Origin of the sequence: Leifsonia virtsii (genome assembly GCF_030433675.1) — a bacterium.
GTDB lineage: Bacteria > Actinomycetota > Actinomycetes > Actinomycetales > Microbacteriaceae > Leifsonia > Leifsonia virtsii.
This window is the reverse complement of the sequence record NZ_JAROCB010000003.1, coordinates 1-15,206: the sequence shown is the minus strand read 5'-3', so window position 1 is coordinate 15,206 and position 15,206 is coordinate 1. Positions and strand designations below refer to the sequence as shown.

Sequence of the window (15,206 nt, the reverse complement as noted above, 5' to 3'; positions counted from 1 at the left end):
AGGAGACACCCGTGTCCTCTCCCGCTCCCGAAGGCCTGCAGCTGAACGGTCTCGGAAAGACCCTCGGCGGTCGCACCATCATCGACGACCTCTCCCTCACGGTCCGTCGCGGCGAGCTGGTCTCGCTCCTCGGCCCGTCCGGCTGCGGCAAGACCACCACGCTCCGGATGATCGCCGGCTTTCTCCAGCCCGACGCCGGGAGCATCGTCATGGCAGGCCGCGACGTCACCCGGCTCGGCCCGGACAAGCGCCCGAGCGCCATGGTGTTCCAGAACTACGCGCTCTGGCCGCACCTGACCGTGGCGAAGAACGTCGCCTACCCGCTGCGCCTGCGCCGCCTCCCGCGCGCCGAGATCGCGGACCGCGTGGACCGGATGCTGGGCCTGGTGAACCTGCTGCACCACCGCGACTCCCGGCCGCCGCGCATCTCCGGCGGCGAGCAGCAGCGCGTGGCCCTCGCGCGGGCGCTGGTGCAGGAGCCCGACGTGCTGCTGCTGGACGAGCCGCTCAGCAACCTCGACGCGAAGCTGCGGGTGCGGGTCCGCGAGGACATCCGCGACCTGCAGCAGCGCCTCGGCATCACCACCGTCATTGTCACGCACGACCAGGAGGAGGCGCTCTCAATCTCCGACCGCGTCGCCGTGATGAACGCGGGACGCATCGAGCAGTTCAGCTCGCCCGCCGAGCTCTACGCGCGGCCGGCGACGGAGTTCGTCGCCACCTTCATCGGCGCGCTCAACCGCTTCGACGGCACGTTCGACGGGACGCGCATCCACCCCGGCCCGGATGTGGTCGGGGTGCGACCGGAGAACGTCACCGTGAGCACCGCGCCGCGGCCGGGCGCGCTGCGGGCGATCGTCGAGCGCGTCGTCCCGCACGGGCACTTCGACGAGGTGCGGCTGCGGCGCGAGGACGTAACGCTCGCGGCCTACGTCTCGGGGGCGGCGCCGCGAGCCGGTGAGGTGGTCTTCGCATCCATCGACGCGGCGCTGGTCTACCGGGACGGCCGGCTGGTCGAGCCGTCGGTCTCGGCTCCCGTCGCTGCGCCGGTCCCGGCGGTGGTCGCATGACCGCCCGCGCGTCCGCTCACCGCGGCGACTCCTCGGTCTTCCGCGAGAACACCCTCCCGGCCATCCGCTCGGCGATCGCGAAGGGCGCGGAGGTGGTGGAGATCGACGTGCGTCTCACCGCCGACGGGCAGGTCGTCGTGCTGCACGACCCGACGCTGGAGCGTCTGTGGCTCGACCCGCGCCCGATCTCGCAGGTGCCCGCCGCCGACCTCGCCCGCCTCGGCGGCCTCGACGACCGGCCGCCGCTGCTCTCCGACGTCCTGCCCCTCTTCGACGGCGTGGCCAGCCGCCTGGTCATCGACATGGACAGCCCGGAGTTCGCCGCGCCCGCGCACGCCGTCGTGGCCGACTCCGGCATGGTCGTCGACTGGTGCGGAGACCTCGACGGGATGCGCGTGCTGCGCGGCCTCGACGCCGACGCCCGGCTCTGGCTCCCGTGGCGCTCGATGCGTGTGCCGTCGGACGCCGAGCTGGCCGAGCTGTCGCCCGTCACCGTGAACGTCCCGTTCCCCATCGCCGACGCCGCGTTCGTGAGCGGCGTGCACGAGCACGGCCTGCCCGTCACCGTGTGGACCGTGGACGAACCGGACGACCTCGCCCGCGCCCTCGCGCTCGGCGTCGACACCATCACCACCAACCAGCTAGACCGGCTGCGCGCGATGCGCGAGACGGTCGCGACACCCGCGGAGGTCGCACGATGAGCCCCGACGAGCTCCACGACGCCCGCGACCTCGCCCTGGAGCTTGCCGCCTGGGCGATCGGCCGCACGCGCAGCTACCGCGTGACCTCGGTCTCGACCAAGGCGAACCCCGCAGACCTGGTCACCGAGCTGGACCGGTCGATCGAGCGGCACGTGCGGGAGCAGGTGGCGCAGTGGTTCCCCGGCCACGCTTTCGTGGGCGAGGAGTACGGCGGCCAGGCGGTGCCCGGTCGGCCGACGTGGTACCTCGACCCGGTCGACGGCACGACGAACCTGGCCAACGGCATCCCGTGGACCGCGTTCTCGCTGGCGCTCGCCGTCGACGACCGCCCGCTGGTCGGCGTGGTGGCGGACCCGTGGCGCGACCTGCTCTTCGACGCCGTCGCCAGGGAGGGCGCCCGCCGCGACGGCGCCCCCCTGACCATCCCGCCCACGGACTCTCTGGTCGGCGGCGTGGTGAGCAGCGAGCTCGCCGGGCACGAGGCCTGGAGCGGGATGGGCGCGCTCGCGCAGGCGCTGACCGAGCGCTTCTGCACCCTGCGTGTCATGGGCTCCGGCACGCTCACCCTGCTGGGTCCGGCGGCCGGGCGCGGCGCCGGCGCCGTCATCCACCGTTTCAGCCCGGTCGACCACCTCGCGGCCTGCCTCATCGCCGCGGAGGCCGGAGCCGCCGTGCTCGGCCAGGACGGCCGGCCCGCCGTCTTCCCGGCCAGCGGCGGCGTCCTGGTCGCCGCACCCGGCGTCAGCGCGGAGCTGTACGACCTGTGGAGCGGTGCGGTCGTCCACTGATCGCAGGGGTGCGTCGGGTAGGGTCGTGGCGCACCCCTCCGCAGGGTGAACGGAGGACGCATGACGTACGAGGCAACCCCGGCCCCCGGCTGGTACCCCGACCCGCACGGCTCCGGCGCGCTGCGCTGGTGGGACGGCACCCGCTGGAGCGACCAGCTGGCGCCCGCGCCGTCTCCGTACACCGCGCAGCAGCGCCGCCGCCCGCTCGACTCCGGCACGCCCGTCTACACGGTGTGGATCTGGCTGGTCGTCGCCATACCGGCACTGTCCGCCTGCCTGCTGTTCCTGCTCCAGCCGCAGGTGCTGTTCCACGGTGTCCCGGGGACGTCCCGAGTCACCATCCCCGACCCGCTCGCCCTCATCGGCGGCCCGATGTACTTCGTCGTGATCGGCCTGAGCTGGCTGCTCACCGCCGCCTTCATCGTGTTCTCCTGGCTGGACTACCGCGAGCTCCTCCGCCGCGGCGTCGAGCGACCGTTCCACTGGGCGTGGTCCTTCCTCGGCGTCGTCTACCCGATCGGCCGCAGCGTGATCGTGCGCGGAGTCGCCCCAGGCCGCGGCCTCGCCCCGATCTGGGTGACGATCGGCGTCTACGCGTTCAGTCTCATCGTCAGCACGATCTGGGCGATCCGGATTACCACGGAGATCATCGGCACCGCCACCCAGAACGTCCCGCTCGGAGCCTGAGAGCACGGTGTCCGGACGCCCCCGCATCGTCCGTTATGATGGCTGTCGTGCGTCCGCTCGCGGTCGCGCTGGAGACGTCGCATAGTCAGGCCTAGTGCACCACCCTGCTAAGGTGGAGTACCCTAACGGGTACCGTGGGTTCAAATCCCACCGTCTCCGCCATAAAAATGCTGGTCAGACCCCACATCTTGAGGCCCAAGAATACATTACTCGAGGCCTTTCAAGCTGTCAGGAGCGGCGCCCCAGGACAGCGCTGGGACAGCGGGTACGTCCAGAAGGGCGAGAGCCGCGCGGTTGGCCTCGATCCCGAGGACATGAGCGTAGGTGGACAACAGCACCGTCGGATTCTTGTGCCCTGACCACTCGGCGGCAGTCTTGACGTCCACTCCGCGAAGCAACCAATACGAAATGGCGAAGTGCCGTAGGGCGTGGATCGTGAGTCCGCGGCACGTTGTGGCATTCCACTGCACCTGACGGCGGAATAGGTTTCCCCTCAGCTGCTTTCCCGTCTTCGAACGAAATAGGTGTGCCCCGGGAGGAACGCCTTCGATGCGAGGGGCCACGATCTCTAACGCCCGCGGACGCAGAGGAATCGTTCGGGACCGAACCTCTCCGGAGTTGCTCTTCAGCGTTTTCTCGGCATAACCGTCTGACTGCGCGCGCCATACGTGCAGCGCAGGCATCGGAATCTGCGCCACATCTTCGACGCGGAGCGCCCTCAGCTCGGACCACCGCAGGCCGGTCAGCCCGAGAAATTCTGTCACCTCGGCCATTGCAGGGTTAACTACCCGCTGCGCCTCGACGGTTCTCGACATCTCCTCGGGCGTCCATGTATCCGCTTTGGGTCGCGAAGGCAGGCCGACAACCACAGGCATACGAGCACCCCGGACGGGGTTTGCTGGTGCGAAGTGTTCTGAGACGGCGTACTCGAATAGGGCGGAGAGGGTGACTCGCATCCGAGTAACGGTCGAACGCGCGAACCCGTCGGCCAGCAGACGTGCTAGCAGGTCGTGTACGTCAGATGCGGTGATTGTGGACACCGGTCGACGCAGCCACGTCGAAGGCACGTGGCGAAGGTTGTCCGAGTCGGTACGCCACGTGTGCGGAGAAACGCGCGTCTTCCGGACGGTGAGAAACCGAGCTATCAACCCGGCGACAGGCAGCAGTGACAAGGAGGGGGAGGGAATTCCTCCCAGCGAGAGAACGCGGTACTGCTCCTTCTCCCAGGCCTGGGCGTCCGCCTTTCGCTCGAATGATCGAGTTCCGACCACTACGTGGTCCAGAAAGACGCGCACGCGATATTTACCGGAAGGGCGCCTATCGATTGCCATTACGGCATCACCACATGGGAACCCGTCAGCTCCTCGACGTCAGCTAGCCGGTACCGACGTATCCGTGGCGTGAGATTCACCGGGCTCAGCGGACAAGTCCCTTGATCGACCAGGCGCGCGAGTGTGGTCCGGTCGATTCGGAGTATCGCTGCCGTCTCTGCTTCTGTCAGAAGTAGTGGCGCAACGGTATTCGCGTCGCCCCGACCCTGGTCCTTTCTGCTGTTCATGTCGCCTCCAACTGCTCCTATTTTGGGCTTTGCGCTCATGTCGTTGGCGGCCAATCACCGAATGTGACTCGAGTCGTCGACATCTGAGGGCGCCAGCGCTTCCAACTCGTAACGCGCGGCCTCGAGGCACAGCGCGATCTGTTGCGCGCGCTCTGCGGCACTTCGCACCAGGCAAGCAATGAGTCGTTCGCGAACGGATGTAGGGGTGGTCTCGTCTTCACGAAGCGATCGCTCGAATCCTCCGGCCAATCGGCTCAGCACCTCGCCGAAGTTGTAGCCACCGGCAGCCTCGAGATTCGCAAGGATGTTGCACAGCTCGTGTGCTGGGATAGGCCTCCCGGTAACGGTCACGCTCAAGTGATGCATCCCGTCGCACAACTCCGTGCCGATCTCTCTCGTGCTGCGCATCATCACTCCCGGTTACCGGAGCTGAACGCGGGGAATAGCGCTTCGTCGAAATTGCTCAAACGCATGTCCTATTTCCTTCGTCTCGTTGCAGGTGACAGCGCCGGTTGGCGGGCACAACAATGAGTGCACACGGCCGAATCTGACAGTGGAAGGCCAGACGAGTGTCAGAATGTGTCAGAGGTTGCAGGCAAGATCTGGTTTGGGGAGCCTCATGACTGTGATTCAAAGAGCGGCTGGCGTCGGAACTGGGCGCCTCTTGGCCGAGCAGATGGATAAGCGGCGGATAAGCATCCGCGACCTCGCTTCTCGCGCGGGATGCGACGAGCGCACTGTTCAACGCGCGATCAGGGGCGAGACCACGCCCAAAACTCGGATTGCCGAAGAGATTGCCGCGGCCCTTGATGTCACCGCTCAGGATCTATGGCCACGTTTCGGCATTCGACACGCCATTAACGACGCGACCATCGAAGTCCGATTGTTCCCGTCGCGGGCCCACGTCCCGATCGATCTGTGGCGCGAGATGTTCGAGGCTGCCACCGAGCGCATCGACATCTGCGTCTACGGGGGCACCTTCCTTTGGGACGCGCTTCATGGCTTCACCCGCATCATCAAAGAAGCGGCAGCGCGCGGCACGAAGATTCGTTTTGCAGTAGGCGCACCGGATTCAGAGGGTGTCCTGCAGCGCGGTTCGGAGGAGAGGATCGGCGACGCACTTGCCGCACGTTGCAGAATGACCCTTGTCCACCTCGAGCCGCTGGGTGGCGTCGAGGGCGTTGAAATTCGCACGCATGGCACGCCTCTCTACACCTCGATGTTCTTCATCGACGACATGCTCTACGCCAACCACCACATCTTCGGCTCCCCGGCCGGAGAGAACCCCGTGATCGAGCTGCCCAGAGAGGCCGAGCCCGAACTGTGGGACACGTACGCCGTCGCGTTCGATGCCGTGTGGAGCAGCGCAAGGCCGGCCGAGTTCCCGATCGAAAGCTGAGGCAGTGGCACGAATCGACTACTACAACGACCCTGACGCGCCGAAGGCGAACAGCGTCGTGCCCTCAACCACGGCAGTCGTACTTGACGACCAAGGACGCATCGCTCTCGTGCATCGAAAGGACAACGAGCTCTGGGCATTGCCCGGCGGCGGCATGGAACTCGGCGAAAGCATCGAGGACTGCGCAGTGCGCGAAGTTAAGGAAGAGACTGGCCTCGAAGTGGAGCTCACCGGCCTCGTCGGCATCTACACGAACCCCCATCACGTGATGAAGTACGACGACGGAGAAGTCCGGCAGCAATTCTCGATCTGCTACGCGACCAAGCTGATCGGCGGCGAGCTCGCCTTCGATTCCGAGTCGACGGAAATCGCATGGGTCGAACCCCTGGAGATCGCCAATCTGCCGATGCACCCTTCGATGAGGCTACGTATTGACCACTACCTCGAACGACGTAATGTGCCCTACCTCGGCTGAGTAGCCTCAGCGTGCGCGAACCGAAGCTGCTCCTTGATCCGATCAACCGAGGAAAGCAACTCGACAGACGATCGCGAGACCGCTGCATGCACCGGATCATCGCTCGAATAGCGAGAAAGTATCTCCGATACGCGCCTCTCGGCGTCGATTGGTGTCCCGTCGGGCGCCGTCGTCATGTCCGCGTATGTGACCACGTCAAGAACAACACCGGGTGGACGATCGAACTCCGCCAGTTGGGCAGTAAGTCCGCGCTCGATGGCTTCGGCACTGGCTCCCGAGTGGTGCGCAATGAGCGAGACAACGAGATCGGGCATACCAGCAGACTTGGCGAACCTCGCCCCGTCCACAGGGTGAAAACCCGTCATTGCGATGCTCGGTGCGTAGCCAACGTCATGTAGCCAAGCCGCGGCAACGATCTCGTCGGCGTCTCTTACGAGAAGCCTTGGGGCGATATCGGACGCAGTTCTCGCGACGCCAAGGACATGCGCCCAGCGCTGGGGCATGGCAACGGCCAGACGCTCGCTTGCAAGCGTTCGAGCTCGGTCGACCAGGTTCTGGTTCATCGCTACATAGCGTAGGCGCACCGCGTGGGCATGGCACCCGCAGTAACTCGGGCTATGTGGGTGCGCCCTCGCTCCGCATGACCATTGAACTACACTCGCACGGCCCGGAATCCCAGTAAAACACTGGGAAGTAAGGCTGCGGCCCAGACTACCCGCTCAATGGTTTTTGGCCAAACTCACCGTTTACTCACCGCTTTGAAAATTGTGATCGAACAAACGGCCAGAAATAGGGCCGCTAGGCATCTGTTGAGTGACGGCGACATCGATCCGCCGCATACGATGCGCGCATTCCCGATCCAGCCGGTGACGGCTGGTCGTCCCGCGGCGATTGCGGATCGATTCGTTGTCACCGCCTGCGCGCCTAAACAAGGTGGGCCCACCGTCTGGCCGCTGCGGCGGGTGTTGGTGTCGGACGTCAGCACTAGCCTGTCGTCATGGGACAGGACTCGACCGGCGCTCAACCGAGCCTGTCCACACGCGACGACCGAAGGGTACGCAGCTACCTCCGACGTCTCGAAATTCTTGCTCCTAACGTGAGACAGGACGAATTCGTTAGCAACGGCATCCCTGCACTTCTTGACCTACAAGAGTCGATACTCAGGCTGCAGATAGAGATTCAGAAGGACATTGCTGCAGCCAAACAACGTCGACCCCGAGACGCCAACACTCATCTGTTTGTAGAGCAACTTCGTAACGTTCGACTCCTCAGCAGAACTCTCGGTGATTCCCTCGCGTGGGTGACGTTATTGTTCGATCGACAAGTCATTCACTCGCTCTACCAGAAATCGCCGGTTCCGATTCCCTCGGCAATGACCGACAGCCATCACGGAACCCTAGCTTTCGCGCGCGCGAACACGAGAGCCGAATGGGGGCTGCCCATCGTCCACGACATTACCGACATCCTGCGAGTCGGAGACCTCACATTCATGCGCCCGACGGGTGGACGGGAGCCCCTGGCCGAGTACCGAACGTTTGAACTCAAGGTCTCGCGAGTGGGGGAGGGCGAGGTCGATGCGAGTGGGAAGCAGGACGTTGAGCTGCACGTGATGGCAGTGAGCAATGAACCGTTTCCAGACATTGCGGGCCAAATTGCAACTACGCCTGGCGAATCCGCGCTGGCCGAACCGGCTGCTCGGCGACCCGATCGTCGCATCGATCGTCAGATGGCCAGGATGGACGTCGCCCGCGACCGTAAGAACGCCCCCTTCCACGAGCTCACTGAAATCGGAACCGAACGGATCTTCACGCTAAAGCTCGAGCGAGAGCCAGAACCGGAGTGGGGGAAACTTCGTGCGGCCATTCGTGCTGCGCGACGCAACGGATACGCGTACTTCTCGCTCGACGGGTTCGTAGGCTATGCGCTCTTTTATAACCGCAATGGGGTCACTGGCGAAGATATGCAGTCGGGGGGCCTCGCTGAGGACATCCGTCGCACCGTGATGCACGAAGAGTTAGGGCCTCGAAACAGCCTCACGATCAATCAGCTTCCGGCGTTGGACGACAACACTCCAGCGACACTGACGCTGCCCTTTTTTCTCTGGAAGGTCCCGCGCAACGCAATTCGCGACCTAATCCGTCATCGGTTAGTGATCATGGCCGTGTTCAATTCCGGGCGCATGGAGAAGCTCCTGAAGGACGCGGGAGTGGAGGTGAGGCCCGCTGAGGGTGGGAAGGACTATAGAAGCTTCGAGGTGGTGGTGCCCTTGTCGTGGGAAAACGCACGGGGTGAATACCACATGGGTGGACCGTGGGACGAGATGGTAGCTGCAGTCCGAGAATTCCGCCACCCCTCGGCTGTCGTGATGCGAGTGCAGGCCGCGGCACGTATCCCCGACCATCTCACCGCCCAACAACTAATCGCCGGGGCAAACGAAACGCCAGGACCCGAAGACGCCGCCGCGAGTTAGCCGCTGACTGACACACGGAGATTCGCGGCTACCTAGTGGCGTGAACTGAATGAAGGATTGGTCGCTCGGTTCCCTGGCCGAGTCGCGCCCGCCCCGCGGCCTATTCCCGACCGGGATGGCGCGCAGGGGAGCGCGGGTGCGTAGCGCGTGCTCGCTCGGCGCACCCTCGCTGTCATCGGTCGCCTAGTGGAGACTAGAGTTCGTGGACGCTGTAGAACCCGCGCCGAGGCCCTTCGGGGTTTCCGCGGAGGAAGCAATCGAATTGTGTCGCGAGTGGATGGTTTACCTCGGGGCGATGGACACCGTCGCGTCGTCAGGGCAGGCGAAGGATCTCTGCGACTTGTTCAGCTCACGCTACTTGGCTTGGGTGGATAACGGTCGGGGCAATCTCGACGTTGGCCCGATCGAAGCCGCAGCGACGCTTGCGGCGTTCGATGGACGCCGCCCGTTGATATTCATCCAAGGCGGTGTCCGACCAACAGCACAGCAACGGGCGGATGCACTCGGCGTGGCTCTGCTCAACTATCACGCGCGGGACGGTTCACTTGCAGGTCGTAGCAGGCTAGGGCGTGCAGCAGTGCAGTCAGGGCTTGCTCACGGCTGATCGAAACTGTCGATGCTCAGCGCGTCAGCGGCGACGCAATCTCCAGACTAGTTACGACCGTCTGCATAGGGTCCGTCCGCGCTGCGCGCAACCATTCCTGACGCGCTGCCGTACGGGACTTCTGAAGCGTTTCTTCGGTCGGCTGTCGCTGCATTGTGGCAGCGAGTTCGGAGGCGGCGCCTTGGGTTGTGCCCGCTACCACTACGACCTCGTTCCTTGTTCTACCGCGGGTGAGGCCGACGTACAGGCCAGCCGCATCAACGCCCGGCCCAACTATGGATCGTTCGGTGGTTTCTCCCTGGACGCCGTAGACGGTGGAGGCATAGCCAAGATGCAGATGTGAGCTTGCATAGTCTGTCGTGACCCTTCTTAGGTTCGACGAGTCTGTGGTGGAGACCAGGGTCAGGTGAGTCTCAGTGATGTTGTGGACAAACCACCCTTGTCGGTTTTCCACCCCGGATTCGTGATCGTTGCGTCGTGTCTGGACCACGTCACCGACAAAAATCGTTTGTCCGGATTGGCCGATCGCGGACTGCCGAACGTCCACCTGGCCGTTTTGGATCCTTCGAGCCTGGATCGCTTCGCCTATGGTCTGCGCCTCCGAGTGCGTTGCGGTTACAAGCGCTATCGATTCGCCACGGCGTGACGCGCAGAACCATTCATCGACCATCATCTGGTGAGCTTCAGCCTGGCTGCCGACTGTTCGGACGTTCCCGGCTCGGATCAGCTCGCCGGCGATGTGCTGAGATTCAGCTGCGCCGTCTGCGAAACGCAACCGGGCGGACAGATCTGCCCAACTGGGGTCACGGAAGCGGTGGATTTGGGTGAGCTCGATCTTTTCGAACGCAGACCGGCGGAAGAGAGCCATGGCGCCGGAGTGGCCGACGGGAAGGGCCTGGTAGTCGTCGCCGACGACCGCGACGGTGGCGCCAGTGCGGTGGATGATGTCGATGAGGGCGTTGGCGGCCTCGAGATCGAGCATGCCAGCCTCGTCGACGACGATCCGGTCACCGGGGCGGATCCGGGTGCGGGGACCCTGGTATCGCCGCCCCGTGGCGAGGTCGGTCTCGCCGTGCTGGAGCCGGGTCCATTCGGTGTTGCCGGCAATGCCGGTTCGCCACCGCCAGCCGTAGTCGTGAAGGAGCTGGTGGAGGGAGGACGCGACGCTGTCAGTTTCGCGACCGGCGACGGTGGCAGCCTTCCTGGTAGGCGCGACGATGATCATGTTTCGACCCTGGCGGCGCAGCGCCGTGCCAGCGACCTTCAGCATGGTGGTTTTGCCAGTGCCGGCGGCGCCCGTGATGGCGACGACGGACGCGGTCCCGGCGATGGCGGATGCGCCGTCGGTCTGGTCGATGTCCAGGACGCGTTCCGGGTCGAGGGCATGGGCGATCGCCGCGATTTCCCCGACCGGGGCCGCTGCGCCGGGAGCCGACAGCGCTTCGATGCGGTTGGCAATCGTGGCCTTCAACGCTGCGGTAGAAGTGGCCATCCGGGACTTGATGTGCGCCGGGACATCGGGGTTATCGAGAAGCGTGACAGTGAGCGTTCGACTAGCGGCGACGACCTGATCGGCTATCGTCGCTAGGTCTGCGCGCTTGGCGATGACGCCGGTGGAGGCGATGGCGCGGATCGCCCCTGCCCGCAGGTCCATCACGCTGAACCGTCCGCCGGTCCCGGTCGATCGAGCGTCAGCGTCGACGATGGCCTTTGCGGCGAGCAATTCGAGATCGAGATCCGCGATCGACGCTGACGTTACCTCGATTGGGAAGCGCTCCTGGCGGAGCGCGGGATCCGCTGTCAGGAGTTCGTTGCGGATGAGTGCGGTCCAGTTGTCCTCGTTCAGGCCGCTGGGCTTGTTCGGTCGGCCCGCGGCCCACGCCCACCGATCGATCTGGTTCAGCACGTCGTGGGACGGCTCCTGGCCGGGGTGCTGCTGCTTCCACCATGCGATGCGAGTGATCTTGTTGGCTTCGATCTGCGCGGAACGCTTCGACAGCGGCCGCACAAGATGCTGCAGCTGGGCGATCTCCCCGTCCTCGCTGAGAGTGAACCCCTTCGCGGCGAGAGCACGGATCCATGCCGGGTCGGTGCGGGAGGCGAGGTCGCCTTCGGCGTTGATCACGTTCTGGAACCGCAGCGCAACGCGGGTGTCGATGTTGGACCATTTGCCGTCGACGCCTTGGACTTTGACGTTGAGCCAGAGGTGGCGGTGCTTGTGCGGGTCCAGGGAGCGGGAGCGTTCGTGGCGGAGTTCGACGACTTCGATCCGGGCCAGGTTCTCGCGGATGGCGCCGCCTTTGCCGCGGCGAGCGTTGAGCTCGGACTGCCACAGCTTCACAATTCGGTCGCGGAGTCGGTCTTGGAGGTCCTCATACGCGGCGGCGAGGTCAGGGTCGAGCATGGCGGCGATCGAGAACGACTTCGGAGCGTTGATCGTCGCATCCAGAATCAGGTCCGCGACAGGCGACTCGAGGTCACGGCCCCGCCGCTCCCCGGTGAGGGGGTCGAGTCCGTCGACCCAGTTCTTGAGATGGTCCCGGGTGAGGAGGTCGTCGCGGATGGCACCGTTCCCTACGATGTATCGGGTCATGACGGCGTCGGCGTATCCGGCGGCGGCGATGACACCGTCGGCGGTTTTGGCGGTCAGGGTGGCGTCACAGACGCCACTGAAGGCGTAGTTGACCGCTTGCTTGACGCCGTGGGACTGCTGTCCCCGCTTCCATCTGGCTACTCCGCCTCGCACCTGCGCTCACCCCCTCGCACCTGGTCTGAGCTTCCGAAATTGGACGGTCTTGTCCTCTGTTCGAAAAGTCCCTCTACTTACTACTTCCGGTTCGCCGGGCGTTTTGGCGCGCATTTGGCGCGCGCTGCTGCTTTTCCCCGAGTCCGCTCCCTCCGGGAACGGCGACGACCGGCCGCGTCCGGCACGCCAACGACCGGGCAGGCGAGTTGCCCTGCGGTGCTGCGTCCGAATTGAATGCCCTCATACCTACACGTTGTGTTTCCAAGCCGGTTTTGACGCGCAAAGCCGAAAGTCGTTGGGTCCGGCCCCAAGCAGAGACCTCTGCCGGATGATGCCGAGGGCTAAGCCGATTCCCTTTGGGGCCGCGGATATGCGGCGAGCCGGGCCAGGTTGACGAAGGGTACGCATGCTGTCTCCGCGGTGACCGCCGCGAGCCATCCGATCGGAGTGTGCGGGTCGGCGGCGATCGCCCACCCATCCGTCACGTACTGACTGACGGTCTCTACGCATTCCTTCTTCTCTGCGGGAGTCGGGTTGGAGGACCCTTCCACACCGAGGAGTCCGCCTTGCAGCTCTGGGGCCATGTTGCTGGTGTCGATGCTGAATACCCGCATCTCACTCACTCCCAAGGTCGATCGTTTTGAGCGCCTTTCCGGCGGGTGATCGAGAGCGAGCGGGAGGTGCGCAGTGCCGGGACCGTGGAGTACCGGGGGGAGCGCAGCGGAGGAGGATACGCCGCGAAAGCCCGGCACGGAGCACCGGGAGGGAGCTACGATCGGGCGGCGGAAAGGCCCTCAAGCCTGAGCGGAACAGCGTCGGCTGCGGCGACCACGACTACCGAGCGCATAGCGTGGTTCCAGGTCTACCGCGCCCCGTGTTGATTGCGCCGGAGTACACGTCCACGGCGAGCAAGGTGCGTTGTCGCTCCGGGCTCCTCCGCGTACGCCGCCAGCCACACGGTAGCTCGCACGCGTCGTTCCTGCGCCGCCAGCGCTCTGATCGCAAACGGCGAAACAATGATCGCGGCACCGATCCCGATGATGATTCCGGCGATGATGTTGCTCGGCCAGGAAACGTGCTGAAGGTGCGCGGGACTTGTCGGCGCTACCAGAAGCGCAATGAAGGCAACCGCAAGTCCGGCGATGGTGAGCTCGAGGTTCGGTGAATCGTCCGATGCGCGGCGTCGCAGCTCGGCTTCGACCTGGAGCCGGACGCTAAGAGGTTCGCGCCTCAGATCTCGGAGTCGCGTGAGCGTGACATTGGTGTCACGGTGGACGTGGCGTTTTACATCGCTCGGTAGTCTGGCCATGTGTCCGCTACCCTAGGCGGTTGCTAGGCATCGAGGAGTTTCTCGAGGCCAGCTTCATTGACGATGGTGACGCCGTATTCGCGGGCGGTTTTGGCTTTTCCCGAGAGGGAGTCGGGGTCTGCGGCGACGAGGAGCTTCGTCTTCTTGACCACGTTGCTCTTCACGATGAGCCCGAGACGGGTGAGGACCTCGGCCCAGGCCTCTCGTGGCTTTGCCATCTCTCCGGTGAGGACGACGATGTCGCCTGGCTGGAGGCGGAAGCCGCTTGTCATCAGCGGCGCGGGTGTTGCCGGAGCCGCGGCCAGCGAGGTGGCGACGACGTCTTCGTTGATGGAGAGGATCTCGCCGATGCTTCGGATCTCTGCCGATTCGGCTTGGGTGAGGATGTGGTCCTCCCATGCCGTCGCGACGAGCCCATCAAAGTATGCGCGGTGTGCAAGTCGGACATCATCAGGGGTAAGACCGATCCCCCGGGCGAGCGCTTCGAGCGCCGAGGCTTCTGACACCGAGACGACGCGATCTAGGAGTACCCGGTCGAGGAGGGCGAGGTAGTCGACGTTGAGTTGCGCTCCGAGGCGAGTGACCGTCAGCGAGCCCACGAGTCGCTTGACGAAGGAGTGTTCCTGTTCGAAAACGTCAGTGCGAGCGGTCCATCGAACGCTCGGGTCGACTGTGAATGGGCCGAAGCGGCCAGCCGAAGCAAGCCACGAGTCCCAGTAAGGCCGATCCGACACGGTCCGCATATACAGGCTCAGGAGCTGTGCCGTGGCGAGCGCGTCCCCAGCAGCGCTGTGGGCGTTAGCCAGTTCCACTCCGACCGCCGAGCAGCATTCAGCCAACCGGCGGTAGCCAGAGACGCCCTCACTCATCCGCATGGTACACAGCCATCGCTCGGGCTCGGCCACTCGCTTGCCGACCTGTGCCATCTGGAAGCCGAGGAACCTGGAATCGAACGATGCGTTGTGCGCGACCGGGACGCGGTCATCTAGGAGGTGAGCGACGTTGGCAGCGATTTGTTCGAATAGCGGCGCCCGTGCCGCTGCTGCAGCTGTGATGCCGTGGATGTGTTGCGGGCCCATGTCGCGATTCGGATTAACAAGAGTCTCGTGTCGGGCCTCGATCTCGCCGTCCGGCGACACCAGTACTATCCCGATTTCCACGATGCGGTCATGCTTCGTGGGAAACAGGCCCGTCGTCTCCAAATCGACGACTGCGAACCCTTTGCCCATGCGTCACCTCCCTAGCGAGGCTACCGACGAGGGCGACGTACCCGAAGCCGCCAAAATGGGTGACACTCACCTGGACACATCCGCGCAATTAGTTGTAGTGCCCAGGCAGGTTGTTTGAGATTCGGCTGATGGGCGGGAGTTTGCCGATCGCGGTGTGGGGCCTGTGGTGA

Annotated in this window: 14 protein-coding genes, 1 tRNA gene and 1 pseudogene; 8 read left to right on the top strand and 8 right to left on the bottom strand. The window is 64.8% G+C overall.

Going from position 1 to position 15,206, the window contains the following annotated elements; genetic code table 11:
* Nucleotides 1-11 precede the first annotated feature (11 nt).
* From P5G59_RS10850 to P5G59_RS10830, 5 genes are all read left to right on the top strand, one after another.
* Nucleotides 12-1,070: an ABC transporter ATP-binding protein gene (locus P5G59_RS10850; RefSeq protein WP_301218861.1), complete on the top strand. Its 1,059-nt coding sequence runs from the start codon at nt 12-14 to the stop codon at nt 1,068-1,070.
* Nucleotides 1,067-1,771: a glycerophosphodiester phosphodiesterase gene (locus tag P5G59_RS10845; protein WP_301218859.1), complete on the top strand. Its 705-nt coding sequence runs from the start codon at nt 1,067-1,069 to the stop codon at nt 1,769-1,771. Before P5G59_RS10850 ends, P5G59_RS10845 begins: the two co-directional genes overlap by 4 nt.
* Nucleotides 1,768-2,559, top strand: coding sequence for an inositol monophosphatase family protein (locus tag P5G59_RS10840; protein WP_301218857.1), 792 nt, complete (start codon nt 1,768-1,770; stop codon nt 2,557-2,559). Before P5G59_RS10845 ends, P5G59_RS10840 begins: the two co-directional genes overlap by 4 nt.
* Before the next feature lie 60 nt (nt 2,560-2,619).
* Nucleotides 2,620-3,246: a DUF2510 domain-containing protein gene (locus P5G59_RS10835; RefSeq protein WP_301218855.1), complete on the top strand. Its 627-nt coding sequence runs from the start codon at nt 2,620-2,622 to the stop codon at nt 3,244-3,246.
* A gap of 70 nt (nt 3,247-3,316) precedes the next feature.
* A tRNA-Ser gene (locus P5G59_RS10830) sits at nt 3,317-3,408 on the top strand.
* 44 nt (nt 3,409-3,452) lie between these two features.
* Here P5G59_RS10830 and P5G59_RS10825 read toward each other — a convergent pair.
* The 4 genes and pseudogenes from P5G59_RS10825 to P5G59_RS10820 all read right to left on the bottom strand — a co-directional run bounded on the left by P5G59_RS10825 (nt 3,453) and on the right by P5G59_RS10820 (nt 5,215).
* Nucleotides 3,453-4,061, bottom strand: coding sequence for a tyrosine-type recombinase/integrase (locus P5G59_RS10825; protein WP_301218853.1), 609 nt, complete (start codon nt 4,059-4,061; stop codon nt 3,453-3,455).
* 105 nt (nt 4,062-4,166) lie between these two features.
* A pseudogene (locus P5G59_RS20775) lies at nt 4,167-4,577 on the bottom strand (site-specific integrase); the annotation flags it as partial.
* On the bottom strand, nt 4,577-4,804 hold the full coding sequence (locus P5G59_RS20770; RefSeq protein ID WP_363324683.1) for a helix-turn-helix transcriptional regulator: 228 nt from the start codon (nt 4,802-4,804) through the stop codon (nt 4,577-4,579). The gene P5G59_RS20770 and the pseudogene P5G59_RS20775, both read right to left, overlap by 1 nt.
* 54 nt (nt 4,805-4,858) lie before the next feature.
* Entirely contained in the window at nt 4,859-5,215 is a 357-nt protein-coding gene (locus P5G59_RS10820; protein ID WP_301218851.1) for a hypothetical protein, read from the bottom strand.
* A gap of 253 nt (nt 5,216-5,468) precedes the next feature.
* Between P5G59_RS10820 and P5G59_RS10815 the strand changes: the two genes are divergently transcribed.
* Both P5G59_RS10815 and P5G59_RS10810 read left to right on the top strand, forming a co-directional pair.
* Nucleotides 5,469-6,203: a helix-turn-helix domain-containing protein gene (locus P5G59_RS10815; RefSeq protein ID WP_301218849.1), complete on the top strand. Its 735-nt coding sequence runs from the start codon at nt 5,469-5,471 to the stop codon at nt 6,201-6,203.
* Between the two features lie 4 nt (nt 6,204-6,207).
* Entirely contained in the window at nt 6,208-6,678 is a 471-nt protein-coding gene (locus P5G59_RS10810) for an NUDIX hydrolase (protein ID WP_301218847.1), read from the top strand.
* On the opposite strand, the gene P5G59_RS10805 is transcribed toward P5G59_RS10810, so the two are convergent.
* On the bottom strand, nt 6,666-7,241 hold the full coding sequence (locus P5G59_RS10805) for an HD domain-containing protein (protein WP_301218846.1): 576 nt from the start codon (nt 7,239-7,241) through the stop codon (nt 6,666-6,668). The genes P5G59_RS10810 and P5G59_RS10805 overlap by 13 nt on opposite strands.
* A 434-nt stretch (nt 7,242-7,675) precedes the next feature.
* On the opposite strand from P5G59_RS10805, the gene P5G59_RS10800 reads away from it, so the two are divergent.
* Complete coding sequence (locus P5G59_RS10800) at nt 7,676-9,148, top strand: hypothetical protein (protein WP_301218844.1); 1,473 nt, start codon at nt 7,676-7,678, stop codon at nt 9,146-9,148.
* Between the two features lie 620 nt (nt 9,149-9,768).
* Here P5G59_RS10800 and P5G59_RS10795 read toward each other — a convergent pair.
* From P5G59_RS10795 to P5G59_RS10785, 3 genes are all read right to left on the bottom strand, one after another.
* Complete coding sequence (locus P5G59_RS10795) at nt 9,769-12,345, bottom strand: AAA family ATPase (RefSeq protein WP_301218842.1); 2,577 nt, start codon at nt 12,343-12,345, stop codon at nt 9,769-9,771.
* Nucleotides 12,346-13,360: 1,015 nt separating this feature from the next.
* Nucleotides 13,361-13,807, bottom strand: a complete 447-nt coding sequence (locus P5G59_RS10790) for a hypothetical protein (RefSeq protein ID WP_301218840.1) — start codon at nt 13,805-13,807, stop codon at nt 13,361-13,363.
* A gap of 23 nt (nt 13,808-13,830) precedes the next feature.
* Entirely contained in the window at nt 13,831-15,036 is a 1,206-nt protein-coding gene (locus P5G59_RS10785) for an exonuclease domain-containing protein (RefSeq protein ID WP_301218838.1), read from the bottom strand.
* Between the last annotated feature and the right edge of the window lie 170 nt (nt 15,037-15,206).

What these genes read in the sequence shown, in the direction of transcription:
- P5G59_RS10845 (WP_301218859.1), top strand. Translation starts at nt 1,067, where the DNA reads ATGACCGCCCGCGCGTCCGCTCACCGCGGCGACTCCTCGGTCTTCCGC.
- P5G59_RS10840 (WP_301218857.1), top strand. Translation starts at nt 1,768, where the DNA reads ATGAGCCCCGACGAGCTCCACGACGCCCGCGACCTCGCCCTGGAGCTT.
- P5G59_RS10835 (WP_301218855.1), top strand. Translation starts at nt 2,620, where the DNA reads ATGACGTACGAGGCAACCCCGGCCCCCGGCTGGTACCCCGACCCGCAC.
- P5G59_RS10825 (WP_301218853.1), bottom strand. Translation starts at nt 4,061, where the DNA reads ATGTCGAGAACCGTCGAGGCGCAGCGGGTAGTTAACCCTGCAATGGCC.
- P5G59_RS20770 (WP_363324683.1), bottom strand. Translation starts at nt 4,804, where the DNA reads ATGAACAGCAGAAAGGACCAGGGTCGGGGCGACGCGAATACCGTTGCG.
- P5G59_RS10820 (WP_301218851.1), bottom strand. Translation starts at nt 5,215, where the DNA reads ATGATGCGCAGCACGAGAGAGATCGGCACGGAGTTGTGCGACGGGATG.
- P5G59_RS10805 (WP_301218846.1), bottom strand. Translation starts at nt 7,241, where the DNA reads ATGAACCAGAACCTGGTCGACCGAGCTCGAACGCTTGCAAGCGAGCGT.
- P5G59_RS10800 (WP_301218844.1), top strand. Translation starts at nt 7,676, where the DNA reads ATGGGACAGGACTCGACCGGCGCTCAACCGAGCCTGTCCACACGCGAC.
- P5G59_RS10795 (WP_301218842.1), bottom strand. Translation starts at nt 12,345, where the DNA reads ATGACCCGATACATCGTAGGGAACGGTGCCATCCGCGACGACCTCCTC.
- P5G59_RS10790 (WP_301218840.1), bottom strand. Translation starts at nt 13,807, where the DNA reads ATGGCCAGACTACCGAGCGATGTAAAACGCCACGTCCACCGTGACACC.
- P5G59_RS10785 (WP_301218838.1), bottom strand. Translation starts at nt 15,036, where the DNA reads ATGGGCAAAGGGTTCGCAGTCGTCGATTTGGAGACGACGGGCCTGTTT.